Here is a 12,986-nt window from a genome sequence, read left to right on the forward strand (position 1 = left end):
GTCAGGCGGCCGGCAGCATCGGCCGGCGCGACCAGGACGGCGGCCCCGAAGGATGAACAGGCATCCACAAAAAGTAAAATACCCGCGCCATGCGGGAAAAATCATCGCGCCGAAGCCGGATTTGAGATTAGGCTCGAACGCGGAATAAGATTGGTCTTCGCAACCGCAGGTGGATCTCCATGCCGGTCATCCAGGTTCCTTCCGCGCTGCGCCGCTACACCGGGCAGCAGGCACGCATTCCCGTGGCAGGGGCCACGGTGGCCGACGCGCTGGACAATCTGGTCGAGGCCGCGCCCGAGATGCGCAACCACCTCTTCGCCGCCGGCGCGCTGCGGCCCTTCGTTCTGGTCAGCCGGAACGGGCAGGACATCCGCCTGCTGCAGGGGTTGGGAACGCCTGTCGCGGGAGATGACGAGATCCGCATCCTTGCCAGCATCGCCGGCGGCTGAGCCAGTGCGCGCCCTGCAGGACTGCCCGCCGCTGAGCCAGGAGGAGGCGCGCCGCTTCGGCCGCCACCTCATCCTGCCGGAATTCGGCAGCGAAGGTCAGCGCCGCCTGAAGGCAGGCAGCGTCCTGCTGGTCGGCGTGGGCGGCCTCGGCAGCCCCGCCGCGCTCTACCTGGCGGCCGCGGGGGTGGGCCGCATCGGCCTTGTCGACGCCGACCGTGTCGAGGAAACCAACCTCCAGCGGCAGGTCGCGCATGGCCGGGCATCGCTCGGCCGGCCGAAAACCGAGAGCGCCGCCGCGCGGATGCGCGACCTCAACCCCGGGGTGTCGATCGAGCGGCACGACACCTTCCTCACCGCCGAGAACGCGCTGGACCTGATCGGCCGCTACGACGTGGTGATCGACGGCACCGACAACTTCCCGACGCGCTACCTGGTGAACGATGCCTGCGTGCGCCTCGGCAAGCCGAACGTGTTCGGCGGCGTGCTGCGCTTCGACGGGCAGCTCAGCGTCTTCGACGCGCGCCACGGCCCCTGCTACCGCTGCCTGTTCCCCTCCCCCCCGCCCGTGGAACTGGCGCCGAACTGCGCCGAGGCGGGGGTGCTGGGCGTGCTGCCCGGCGTGATCGGCGCGTTGCAGGCCACCGAGGCGATCAAGCTGCTCACCGGCCTCGGCGCGCCGCTGATCGGCAGCATGCTGGTGTATGACGGGCTGGACCTTTCCTTCGACCGCGTGGCCATCGCCAAGGATCCCGCCTGCCCCTGCTGCAGCCGCCCCCCCGGGGAGATCGTGCTGAAGGCCGAGGCGATGGCCTGCGCGGCGCCCGCGCCCGGCCGCCGCATAGCGCCAGCCGATCTGCGGGCGCGGCTCGCCGGGGGTGACGCCCCGCTGCTGCTGGACGTCCGCAACCCGCCGGAATGGGCCGGCGGCATCATTCCCGGCGCTGCGCTGCTGCCCCGGGCGGAGATCGAAGCGGCGCTGGCGGAACTGCCGGACGGCGCCGCGCCGCTGCCCGGCCATCCGCTGGCCGGCATCCCGCGCGACCGGGAGGTGGTGGTGTACTGCCAGGGCGGCCTGCGCAGCGCGGCCGTCATCCGCGCCCTGGCGGCGGCGGGCCATCCCGCCTCGCGGCTGCTCGACCTGGAGGGCGGCTTCTCCGCCTGGGACGGACCGGTGGCCAGACCCGTGCCGGAAGCCGCCGGATAGGTGCTCCCCCGGCCTCCCGCGCGGCGCCGCCCCGCCTTGCCCGTCTATGCCATTCCATTCCGTGGTTCCCTGCCATGCCGTCTCCGACGATCACCGATCTCATCGACACCCTGGCCACCCTGTCCGCCACGCGGCAGCCGGGCACCGAGGACGCCTTGCGGCAGACGACCATGGCGCTGATCGCCGCGATGCGGCGCGACGGGCAGCTGGCGGAGAACCCCATGACACCCGCCCTGAGCCGCACCGTGGTGCTGCACGAGGCGGAGGTGGCGGCGCGCCTGCGCGGCCGGCGTGTGCTGGTGACGGGCGGCTCGGGCTGCATCGGCACGGCGCTGCGCCGCCTGATCGCGGGCTTCGGGCCGGCGGCGCTGGTCAACCTCGACATCGCGCCCCACCACGGCCCCGGCACCGAGCTGGTGGCCGACATCCGCGACCCGGCGGCGCTGCGCGCGGCTTTCGCCGGGGCGCGGCCGGAGGTGGTGTTCCACCTCGCCAGCGTGCGCGAGCCCGCCCGCGCCGAGGTGGTGGTGCGCGAGGCGGTGGAGACCAATGTCTTCGGCACCGCCAACGTGATCGAGGCATGCCGCGTGCAGGGGGTGGAGCACGCGGTCTATTCCTCCACCGGCAAGTGCTTCGCCTATCTCACCGACCATGTGTACACCGGCAGCAAGAAGCTGGCCGAGGCGCAATGGATGGCCGCCGCGCGGGAGGCGCGCGGCCCCACCCGCTTCGCGATGACGCGCTTCACCCATGTGCTGGAGAACGGCGTCATCGCCCGCGACATCGCCGAGGGCATCGCGGCCGGCATGGTCGGGCTGCACGGGCCGAACCGGCACTTCAACATCCAGAACCTGCGGCAGGCGACGCACCTGCTGCTCAACGCCCTGGCGCTCAGCGGCAGCCAGGCGCCGGCCAGCTTCTGGAGCGCCGTCGATCTCGGCTGGCCCGTCAACACGCTGGAGCTGGCGCTGTTCGAGATCGCCGCGAGGGCCGAGGGCGGGGCTGGCGGGCGGCCGGTGGGCGTGCGGTTCCTCGGCGTGCCGGACGGCTATGACGAGAGCTTCTTCCGCGGCCAGTTCGACTGGAGCGGCGAGCATGACTACCACCCGCTGATCAACGCGCTGGAAGCGACCACCGCCTTCGCCGACAGCACCGGCAGCATGACCGGCGCCGTTGTGGCGGAATGCCCGCCCGCCGCGCTGCGGCAGGCGCTGGAGACGCTCTCGGCCGCCATCGCCGCAGGGCTGCCGGGCAGCGCGCTGAAGCGGGCCCTGCTGGAGGCCGTCGCTCAGGTGACCGAGGCAACCTTCCGCCAGATCTGCCCGCACCGGCTGCTGGACATCCTGTGGTGGGGTGCGGCGCCCTGCTGGGTGGGCAGGCCCGACCAAGCCGCCCGGCACCGGCCGGTGATGGCGCTGCTGGCCAGGCTGCTGCTGCCGGCGCCGGGCCAGCCGGACCGGGCGCCGGACCGGGCGCCGGACCGGGCGCCGGGCTGGTCGCCGGGACCTGCGGACCGCGCCAAGCTGCAGGACATCGCCGAGAGCTTCGGCCGCATCCCTGGTCTGGAGGAGTGGGCGCCGCGCCTGCGGGAGCTGGCCCGGCCACCCCGCGCCGCCTGAGCGGGGCGGGGCAGGGGGGCAACTTATCCCCAGATTCCGTGGAGCGATCTGGGGATAAAACCGGGAGGCCGGTGTGGAAAAACCGGCCAGGCCCTTGGCTTCCCTCAGCGCGCGAGGCGGATATCCAGCGCCTTGTAGAGCGCCACGCCATAGATACCATGCGGCCGCACCCCCTCCACCCGGGGGGTGGAGACCACCCAGAGCGGCTGGCGCAGCAGGGGCAGCCAGACATTCGCCTCGGCGATGCGCTTCTGCAGCGCCGCCATCACGCGCGTCCGTTCCGCCGGATCGGTCGCGGCGCGGGCCTGGCGCAGCGCCTCGTCCGTTTCCGGGTCGTTCCAGTTCATCCGGTTGGGCGTCGGCCGGTTGGTGCTGGGGAAGTAGAGGGAGAAGGCGTCGGTGGCCGACATGTAGGGGTAGGACATGACGAAGGTGTCGTATTCCTGCGTCGCCAGCTTGCCCCAGCCCACCGTCGCGTCCCAGAGCTGCACGCGCAGCTCGATGCCGACACGCCGCAGATCGGCCTGGATGGCCTGCATCACCGTGCTGTTGACCGCCGTCTGCAGCGCGTAGAGCAGCAGCGAGGCGCGCTGCCCGTCCTTCACCCGCACCCCGTCGGGGCCCGGCTTCCAGCCCGCCTCGTCCAGCACCTTGCGGGCCGCGGCGGCGTCGTACTGGGGCACCAGCCTGGCGGCCTCGGCGTCGTAGTCCAGGGTGTCGGGGTTGAGATAGGCGGTGGCCGCCTCGCCCGCGCCGAAGAACACCGCCTTGGCGATGGCCTCCTTGTTCACCGCCAGGTTCACCGCCTCGCGGATGGCGGGGTCGCCGGCCACCGGCTTGTCCACCTTGAAGCCCAGGAAGTGGTCGAAGAAGTGCACCGGCTGCTGCTGCAGCTTCAGGTTCGGCACGCGCCGCAGGCCCTCGAGGGCGAAATAGGGGATCCACTGCGTCACGTCGCCCTGGCCGGACTGCACGGCGGCCAGCCGCGTGGTGGCCTCGGGGATGACGCGCAGGATGATGCGCTCCACCTGCGGCGAGGGGTTCTGGTAGATCGGCGGGCCCCAGTTGTAGCGGGGGTGCTTCGTCAGCACCATCTCCTGCCGCGGCGTCCAGGACTGCCAGCAATAGGGGCCGGTGCCGTTGAAGCCCTGCACGCCGAAATTGTCGCCCAGCCGCTCCACCGTCGCCTGGTCCACCATGCTGCCGAAGTACTGCGTCAGCTGCAGCAGCAGCTCGCTGAAGGGCTCCTTCAGCTCGTAGACCAGCGTGTGGTCGTCCGTGGCGCGGATGTCCTGCACGGGGCCGGCGCGCCAGCGCACCGGGCTGCGCGTGGCCGGGTCCGCCCAGCGCTTCAGCGAATAGGCGGCGTCGCGCGCGGTGAAGGGCTTGCCGTCGCAGAAGGTGACGCCCTGCTTCAGCTTGAAGGTGTAGGTGCGGCCATCCTCGCTGATGGTCCAGCTCTCGGCGATGCCGGGGCGGATGGTGCGCTGGTCCCAGTCCATGGTGACCAGCGTGTCGGACAGCATGAACAGCGCCTCGCCCGCCGCCAGCGCCGATGTGCGGGCCGGGTCGTAGCGGTCGGCGTCGATCTCGCGCAGCACCAGCAGCGCGTCGCGCGGGGCGGATTGCGCGGCGGCGGGCGCGGCGGAGCCGAGCGTGCCCAGGAGGAGCGCGGCGCCGGCGAGCGCGCCTCCGGCAAGCCAGCGTGCCGCCAGCCAATCCGCGATACGGCGGCGCGATGCATCTGTCATGGGCGGACCTCTCCTTTGCGGCCGGTGGCCGGCCTTTGGCGTGGCGCCGTGGCGGGCCCCTGCCCTCGGGGGAGGGCCCGGCCGGCCGGGCGGTCTTCGCTTCCCTGTTCCGCCGGCGGTGCCATGGCCCGCCGGTTCTTGCCCCGAAATGTCAACAGAATGGCCGCGAAACGTCAACGCCGCGCAACGGAGCGCGCCCTGCCGTGCTCGCGGCAGCGTTACCTGACGGCACAACCTTCGCGGGTCACATTTCGGCCGTTCCCGCCCTACAGGTCATGTCCTACGGGAATGCCGCGGAGTTCGACCGATGCCCTCAACCTCTTCCCGCTACGGCCTGGAGACGCGCCGGGCCGGGCGGCACGACTCTCTGGCGCTGCGCGGCCTGGTCGTGGTGGCCAAGGCGCTGGCCAGCTTCGCCGTCACCTTCGCCGAGCTGCTGGCCGAGCTGCTGGCGCCGCTCCTGCTGTTCACCGGAGCGCTGTGGTGGGGAGCGCTGCGCCTGGTCGGCCAGATCTCCGTCGAGCCGGAACTTCAGGCGATGCTGCACGTTCTGCCGACGCATTTGCAGCTGGGCGGCCATGAGCTGACACCGGCCGGGCTGATCCGGCAGGGGCTGCTGCTGCTGGCCGTGGTGGCCGCCTGCCGCACCGTCAACAGGCTGCTGGCGCGGGAGCTGTGAGCCGCCCCGCCATGTTGCACCCGATGTCTGGGCATGCGGGCCGGCGCGACGCCGGGCCCGTGAGAGGAGATTGTGCATGAGCGACACGTCACCGGAGCGGGAAGAGCGCATCCGCGCCCGGGCCTACGAGATGTGGGAGTCCGAGGGGCGGCAGGAAGGGCGGGCCGAGCATTACTGGCACCGCGCGCGGCTGGAGCTGGAGCCGCCTTCCGGCAGCCTCGATGACCAGCTCGCGGAAACCTTTCCCGCCAGCGACACGCCCAGCATCCTCAATCCCAGCTACCCCGAGCACCCGCTGCCGGCCGCGCCGGAGGACGAGCCGCTGCCCGCCCGCTCCGCCACGGTGGAGGAACGGCCCGAGCCGCAACCGCAGCCGGGACCGGGGCCGGCCAGGCCCGCCCGGAAGGCACCGAAGGCCGGGGCGCAGCCTGGCACCAAGCCGGTTTCCCAGCCGACCGTCAGATCCGCCTCCCCTTCCACGGCCCGGCCGGCGGGCAAGAAGGGCTCCGGGCCGCGCGGCAAGGCCTGAGGCGGCGCCACGGAACGGGCCTGCCCGTGCCCGCCAGGACGGGCGGAACCCTGCCCCGGCGCCGGCCCCAAGGGGCCGGCGCCGCGCGGCTGGCGCGCCGCGTGAAGGCGGGCGGGCCGTTGCCCCGACATTCCCTCAAGCCTGCCTTCAAATTGCCAAAAAGAATTCCCCGCAAGGCTTCGAGAAAGCCTTGGCTTGGCATTGGCGATTGGCAGCTTTTACTATCCGCCAAGAAAGAATAAGCTGCGCCCTCGCCACTGTCATAACCGCGAGGATCATCATCGATGCGGAACATTATTGTGGCTGCCGCGCTTGCGGCCATGGCGGGTGCTCCCGCCCTGGCCCAGAACGCCGCGCCAGCCCCTGCCAGCCCGGCCGTGACCCAGGTGCGCACCGTGGCCGACCTGGCCGCCATCTGCGATCCCGCCGCCGGCCCCCTGCGGCTGGAATCGATCGCCTATTGCCAGGGCTACATCACCGCGGCGGGGCAGTATCACGCCGCCCTGTTCCCGGCCGGCGGCGGCCGCCCGCCGCTCTATTGCGTGCCGAGCCCGGCGCCGAGCGTGGCGCAGACCGGCCTCGCCTTCGCCGCCTGGGCGCGCCAGAACACCCAGTACGCCGCCGAGCCGGCGCTGGACGGGCTGCACCGCTGGGCCCAGGCCACCTACCCCTGCCCGGCCGGAAACGCGCCGCGCACCGGCCGCCCGGCCAGCCGATAAAAGGGAGCCGTTGCCATGAGCACCACTTTCCTGCGCCCCGCGCGCCTCGCCCTGCCGCTGCTGGCGGCACTCTCCCTCGGCGCCTGCGCCAACATGAACCCGACCACGCGCAACGTGGTCGGCGGCACGGCGGGCGGCGCCGCGCTGGGCGGCGTCATCGGCTCCTTCACCGGTGATGCCGGCTTCGGCGCGCTGCTGGGCGCCGGCGCCGGGGCCGCCGGCGGCTATCTCTACGACCAGTCGCAGCCCCACCAGAACCGCCGCGGCCCGCGCCGCTACTGAGCGGGGCCCTGCCCGCGTGAAGCCCGCGGGCGGGGGCGGCGTGGGCCGCTCCCGCCCGCACCCGCCCGGGGGCTGTTGGCCCGGCCTGGCGCCCGGCCTAGTCTTCGCCCTCCGCGCGCGAGGCCCCGCTGCATGTCCCTGGTTCCCACCTTCGCCACGCCCCCCGGCTTTCTCGGCGTTACCCGCACCGACCGCGGGGCGGCGTTCACCGTCGCCGGCATTCCGCTCGACCTCGGCACCACCAACCGCGCCGGCGCCCGCTCCGGCCCGCAGGCCATCCGCGCCGCCAGCCGCATGCTGGTCGATGGCGCGCATCCCGCCCACTGGGTGGACCCGGCCGCCCTGTCCCTGGCCGATATCGGCGAGTTCTCCATCGCGCTCGGGGACCTGCCCGGCAGCCTGGCGGCGATCGAGGCGCAGGCCGAGGGCCTTTCCCACCTAATCGCGCTGGGTGGCGAGCACGGCATCACCCTGCCGCTGCTGCGCGCCCTGTCCCGCCGCCTGGGCGGCCCGCTGGCGCTGGCGCATTTCGACGCGCATGTGGACACCTGGCCCGACAGCTTCGGCCAGCCCTTTGGCCATGGCTCGGTGTTCTTCCACGCGCTGCGCGAAGGGCTGGTCGATCCCCGCCGGATGATCCAGGTCGGCATCCGCTCCCCCGTGCAGCGCGCGGTGTGGGACTGGACGGTGGCGCAGGGCGTCACCATCCTCGACGCCCAGGCGGTGCACGAGATGGGGCCGGCTGGCGTGGCGGCGCGCATCCGCGCCGTGCTGGGCGACGCCCCCGCCTATCTCAGCTTCGACATCGACGCTCTGGACCCCGCCTTCGCCCCCGGCACCGGCACGCCGGAGATCGGCGGGCTGGCCTCCTGGCAGGCCCAGGCCATCCTGCGCCGCCTGGGCGGGCTGGACTGGCGCGGCATGGACATCGTCGAGGTGGCGCCGGCCCATGACGTGTCGGAGATCACCGCCCTCGCCGCCGCCACGGTGGCCTGGGAGTACCTCGCCCTCGTGGCCATGCCCAAGCCCATGGGCTGAGGCGCCGAGAACGCACCCCTTCCCGCGCGGCATGGCTTTAAAAGCTGTCCCGCGCTGCCCATCTATGGCGGCCTCCGACGCTATCGCACGTGCCGAGAGCCCCGCGACATGGGGGCACAAGCTACGACGTAAACGCGTCCTTCTCGCTCGTGCCGGCCATTCCGTGGGCCGGCTTCACCTGAAGGAAGTGGCTATGTTCGGTGACCGGACCGCTGCGATGCCCGCCCATCGCGACATCGGCTGACGCATCCGCCAGGGCGCCCCGCGCCCCGGCCCGATGCCGTCGCCTTCGTTTCCTTGTTCCGATCCGCTCTGATGTTGTGGGGGTTCCGTCCATGGGCCTGATCCGCTCGCGTTCCGCCGTGGCGCCGCTGCGCCGCTCCCTGCGTTCCGAGGCGCGCCTGCCCAGCGTGGAGGCGCTGGTCGCCGCCGAGCGCCCGGCCGAGCCGGTGCTCTGCCTGCGCCCGGCCGTCATCGCCGCGGCGGCGCGGGACTTCGTGGCGGGCTTCCCCGGCACAGTGCTCTATGCCGTGAAGTGCAACCCTGAGCCCGCCGTGCTGCGCGCGCTGTGGGAGGGTGGCGTGCGCCATTTCGACTGCGCCTCGGCGGCCGAGGTGTCGCTGGTGCGCAGCCTCTTTCCCGAGGCTGCCATCCACTTCATGCATCCGGTGAAGTCCCGCCCCGCCATCCGCGAGGCATGGGAGCGGCAGGGCGTGCGCGACTTCGTGCTGGACGATGCGAGCGAGCTGGCCAAGATCCTGGCCGAGACGGGCGCCGGCGCCGCCGATGGCCTGGGGCTGGTGGTGCGGATCGCGCCGCCCCCGGGCGGCGGCGCGCTCTACGACCTGTCCGGCAAGTTCGGCGCCGGCCTGGAGGATGCGGTGGCCCTGCTGCGCGCGGCGCGCCCGCATGCGGCGCGGCTCGGCATCTCCTTCCATGTCGGCTCGCAGTGCATGGACCCGCTGGCCTACCGGCGCGCCATCGCGCTCGCGGGCCAGGCCATCCGCATGGCCGGCGTCGCGGTCGAGGTGGTCGATGTGGGCGGCGGCTTCCCCGTGGCCTATCCGGAGATCGAGCCGCTGCCGCTCGGCGCCTATTTCGCCGAGATCGAGGGCGCGTTCGAGGCGCTGGACCTGCCGCGGGCGGAGCTTTGGGCCGAGCCGGGGCGTGCGCTCGCCGCCGCCGGCGGCTCGGTGGTGGTGCAGGTGCAGATGCGGCGCGGCGAGATGCTCTACGTCAATGACGGCGTCTATGGCAGCCTGTCCGATGCCGGCGCGCCGGGCTTCCGCTTCCCCGCGCGGCTGCTGCGCCCGGAGGGCGGCGCCTCGCCCGTGCGGCGCGGCTTCTCGCTGTTCGGCCCGACCTGCGACAGCGCCGACATCATGCGCGGCCCCTTCGAGCTGCCGGAGGACGTCCGCGAGGGCGACTGGATCGAGATCGGTCAGCTCGGGGCCTATGGCGCCTGCCTGCGCACCGGCTTCAACGGCTTCGACCGGGCGCGCCTGGCCGAGGTCGCGGACCGCGCGATGCTGGAGGATGCGCCGGAGGAACTGCGGCGGGCCGCCTGACGCGCAGAAAAAGGAAGAGGGGCACGGGGGAGAATTCGTTCTCCCCCGCTTCTTCGTTCAGGCCCGCCCCGGCACCAGCGCTTTGCCGCGGTGCCGCAGCCTGTCCAGCGCCAGGAAGATCACCGGCGTGGTGTAGAGCGTGAGGAGCTGCGACACGACAAGACCGCCGATGATGGTGATGCCGAGCGGCTGGCGCATCTCCGCGCCCGTGCCGGTGCCCACCGCCAGCGGCACCGCGCCGAGCAGCGCCGCCAGCGTCGTCATCAGGATCGGGCGGAAGCGGTCGCGGCAGGCGGCCAGGATCGCCTCCTCGCCGCCGATGCCCTTCTCCCGCTCATGGTCCAGCGCGAAGTCCACCAGCATGATGGCGTTCTTCTTGACGATGCCCATCAGCAGGATGATGCCGATCAGCGCCATCACCGAGAGCGGGATGCCAGTGATCACCATGGCCAGCAACGCCCCGAGCCCCGCCGTGGGCAGGGTGGAGATGATGGTCAGCGGGTGGATGAAGCTCTCATAGAGCACGCCCAGCACGACATAGATGGCCAGCACCGCGCCCAGGATCAGCAGCGGCTGGGAGCGGCTGAAATCCTGGAAGGCGGCGGCGTTGCCGCCATACTGGGCGCGCAGCGTGCCGGGCAGCATCGCCTCGCGCTCGGCCTGCTGCACCAGCGCCGTGGCGTCGCCCAGCGCCATGCCGGCGCCGAGGTTGAAGCTGATGGTGGTGGCCGGGAACTGGCCGCGATGCGTCACGCGCAGCGGCGCCACGTCCCGCTCCACCCGCGCCACGGCGCCGAGCGGCACCTGCGCGCCGTCCCGGCCGGGGACGAAGATGCGGTCGAGCTGCACGGCGCCCTGCTGCAGGCGCGGGTCGATCTCCAGCACCACCTTGTACTGGTTGCGCGCGCCGTAGAGCGTCGAGATCTGCCGCTGCGAATAGGCGTTGTTGAAGGCGCTGCTGATGGCGGTGATGGAGACGCCGAGCCGCGCCGCCGCGTCGCGGTCGATGATGACGCGGTTGGTCAGCCCCGAGCGCTCCTGGTCGCTGGACACGTCGGCGATGCCGGGCACGGTGCGCAGCTTCTCGACCATGACGTTGGTCCAGTGCCGCAGCTCCTCCAGGTCGGTGCCGAGCAGGATGTAGGAATAGGCGGCGTTGCCGGGCCGGCCGCCGACGAACAGGTCCTGCTGCGCGCGCAGGAAGGCGTTCACGCCGGGGATGCGCCCGAGCGGCGCGCGCAGCCGGTCGATCACCTGCGCGGCCGAGGCGTCGCGCTCGCCGCGCGGCTTCAGGGCGATGTAGAACTGGCTGGAATTGGTGCCGCCGCTGAAGCTGCTGCCGCCGATCTGCGAGCCGACGCTGGCCACCGCCGGGTCGCGCAGGATGATGCGGGCGATCTGCTCCTGGTAGCCCACCATGGTGGCGAAGGAGGTGTCCGGCGCCGCCTGGGCGCTGCCGGCGAGCAGGCCGGTGTCCTGCTCGGGGAACAGGCCCTTGGGCACGATCATGTAGAGCCACACGGTCAGCACCAGGAAGCCCAGGCTGGCCAGCAGCGAAAGCGCGCGGAAGCGCAGCACCACGCCGAGCGAGCGCATGTAGCCGCGCACCACCCGGTCCATCGCGCCCTCGAAGGCGCGGCCGAAGCGGCCGGGCGGGCGCTCCTCGGCGCGGCCGAGATGGGCGGCCAGCATCGGCGTCAGGGTCAGGGCCAGCACCGCCGAGATCAGCACCGCGATCGCCATGGTGGCGGAGAACTCGCGGAACAGCCGGCCGACGATGCCCTCCATCGCCAGCAGCGGGATGAACACCGCCACCAGGGAGAGGGTGATGGAGACGATGGTGAAGCCGATCTGCCGCGCGCCTTCCAGCGCCGCCTCGAAGGGGGGCATGCCGCGCTCGCGCATGCGCGCCATGTTCTCGATCATGACGATGGCGTCGTCCACCACGAAGCCCACCGAGATGATCAGCGCCATCAGCGAGAAGTTGTTGAGCGAGTAGCCCATCATCCAGATGGCGAAGAGCGTGCCGAGCAGGGAGAGCGGCACGGTGACGCTGGCCGCCACCACCGGCCCCGTCCGGCGCAGGAACAGCGCGACCACCCCGATCACCAGCGCCACGGTGATCAGCAGCGTCAGCTCCACCTCCTCGACGCTGGCGCGGATGGTGCCGGAGCGGTCGCTCATGGTCTCGATGCGCACGCCGCCCGGCACCCAGCGCTCGAGCTGCGGCAGGGCGGCGCGCACGCCGTCCACCACCTCCAGCACGTTGGCGTCCGCCTGCTTGAACACCATCATCAGGATGGCGGGGCGCTCGTTGAACCAGGCGGCCTGGCGGCGGGAGCGGGTGGCGTCCGTCACCTGCGCGACCTGCGACAGGCGCAGCACCCCGCCCTCCGAGGTGCGGATGACCAGCGGCGCGTATTGCGCGGCGCGGTCCAGCCGGTCGTTCACCGAGATGCTGGCGGCCTGCTCCGGCCCCTCGATATGCCCGACCGGCTGGGTGACGTTGGCCTCCGCCACGGCGGTGCGGATGTCCTCGAAGGACACGCCGGCGGCGGCGGCGGCGTCCGGGTCCACCGCGATGCGCACGGCGGGCTGGTCGGCGCCGCCCACCTGCACCTGCGCCACGCCCTTCACCTGCGACAGGCGCTGCGCGACGATGCTGTCCGCCACGTCGTAGAGCGCGGCGGGGCGCAGCGTGTCGGCGGTCATGGCCAGGATCAGCACCGGCGCGTCGGCCGGGTTGATCTTGCGGATGCTGGGCGGGTTGGGCAGGCCGGAGGGCAGGTCCTCGCGCGCCGCGTTCACCGCCGCCTGCACGTCCCGCGCCGCGTCCGCCTGGGTGCGGGAAAGGTCGAACTGGATGATGATGTTGCCGGTGCCGCTGCCGGCGAAGGAGGTCATCTCCGTGATGCCCGCCACCTCGCCGATGCGCCGCTCCAGCGGCGCGATCACGGTGGCCGCCAGCGTCTCCGGATTGGCGCCGGGCTGGCTGACGCTGACGAACAGCGTCGGGATGTCGACGCGCGGCATGGCCGAGACGGGCAGCTCGCGCAGCGCCACCAGCCCGGCCAGCGCGAGGCCGACGGCCAGCAGCACCGTGGCCACCGGCCGCCGCAGGAAGGGGGCGGAGATGGAGAACATGGCC

Annotated in this window: 11 protein-coding genes; 9 read left to right on the plus strand and 2 right to left on the minus strand. The window is 72.5% G+C overall.

Annotated elements, in window-relative coordinates:
- The first annotated feature begins 179 nt into the window (after positions 1–179).
- From CR162_RS15985 to CR162_RS15995, 3 genes are all read left to right on the plus strand, one after another.
- Positions 180–449, plus strand: coding sequence for a MoaD/ThiS family protein (locus CR162_RS15985; RefSeq protein ID WP_099096532.1), 270 nt, complete (start codon positions 180–182; stop codon positions 447–449).
- A gap of 4 nt (positions 450–453) precedes the next feature.
- On the plus strand, positions 454–1,653 hold the full coding sequence (gene moeB, locus CR162_RS15990) for a molybdopterin-synthase adenylyltransferase MoeB (RefSeq protein WP_245870425.1): 1,200 nt from the start codon (positions 454–456) through the stop codon (positions 1,651–1,653).
- A gap of 74 nt (positions 1,654–1,727) precedes the next feature.
- Complete coding sequence (locus tag CR162_RS15995) at positions 1,728–3,272, plus strand: polysaccharide biosynthesis protein (RefSeq protein ID WP_099096534.1); 1,545 nt, start codon at positions 1,728–1,730, stop codon at positions 3,270–3,272.
- 104 nt (positions 3,273–3,376) lie between these two features.
- Here CR162_RS15995 and CR162_RS16000 read toward each other — a convergent pair whose 3' ends face one another.
- Positions 3,377–5,023: an ABC transporter substrate-binding protein gene (locus CR162_RS16000; RefSeq protein WP_099096535.1), complete on the minus strand. Its 1,647-nt coding sequence runs from the start codon at positions 5,021–5,023 to the stop codon at positions 3,377–3,379.
- A gap of 307 nt (positions 5,024–5,330) precedes the next feature.
- Between CR162_RS16000 and CR162_RS16005 the strand changes: the two genes are divergently transcribed.
- The 6 genes from CR162_RS16005 (at position 5,331) to CR162_RS16030 (ending at position 9,838) form a co-directional block, all read left to right on the plus strand.
- Positions 5,331–5,702, plus strand: a complete 372-nt coding sequence (locus tag CR162_RS16005) for a hypothetical protein (RefSeq protein ID WP_099096536.1) — start codon at positions 5,331–5,333, stop codon at positions 5,700–5,702.
- Positions 5,703–5,778: 76 nt separating this feature from the next.
- Complete coding sequence (locus tag CR162_RS16010; protein WP_099096537.1) at positions 5,779–6,231, plus strand: DUF2934 domain-containing protein; 453 nt, start codon at positions 5,779–5,781, stop codon at positions 6,229–6,231.
- A 299-nt stretch (positions 6,232–6,530) separates the two neighbouring features.
- Positions 6,531–6,950 carry a Rap1a/Tai family immunity protein gene (locus tag CR162_RS16015; RefSeq protein ID WP_141563179.1) on the plus strand — a complete coding sequence of 140 codons (420 nt, stop codon included), beginning with the start codon at positions 6,531–6,533 and terminating at the stop codon, positions 6,948–6,950.
- A gap of 15 nt (positions 6,951–6,965) precedes the next feature.
- Positions 6,966–7,232, plus strand: coding sequence for a glycine zipper domain-containing protein (locus CR162_RS16020; protein ID WP_099096539.1), 267 nt, complete (start codon positions 6,966–6,968; stop codon positions 7,230–7,232).
- Positions 7,233–7,364: 132 nt separating this feature from the next.
- Positions 7,365–8,270, plus strand: coding sequence for an agmatinase (gene speB / locus CR162_RS16025; protein ID WP_099096540.1), 906 nt, complete (start codon positions 7,365–7,367; stop codon positions 8,268–8,270).
- A gap of 335 nt (positions 8,271–8,605) precedes the next feature.
- The gene (locus tag CR162_RS16030; RefSeq protein WP_099096541.1) at positions 8,606–9,838 is read left to right on the plus strand and encodes a type III PLP-dependent enzyme; all 1,233 of its coding nucleotides are present in this window, start codon (positions 8,606–8,608) and stop codon (positions 9,836–9,838) included.
- Between the two features lie 57 nt (positions 9,839–9,895).
- Here the strand turns inward: CR162_RS16030 and CR162_RS16035 are convergent, their stop codons facing one another.
- Positions 9,896–12,982, minus strand: a complete 3,087-nt coding sequence (locus CR162_RS16035; protein ID WP_099096542.1) for an efflux RND transporter permease subunit — start codon at positions 12,980–12,982, stop codon at positions 9,896–9,898.
- Positions 12,983–12,986 lie beyond the last annotated feature (4 nt).

Origin of the sequence: Teichococcus rhizosphaerae (assembly GCF_002631185.1) — a bacterium.
GTDB lineage: Bacteria > Pseudomonadota > Alphaproteobacteria > Acetobacterales > Acetobacteraceae > Pseudoroseomonas > Pseudoroseomonas rhizosphaerae.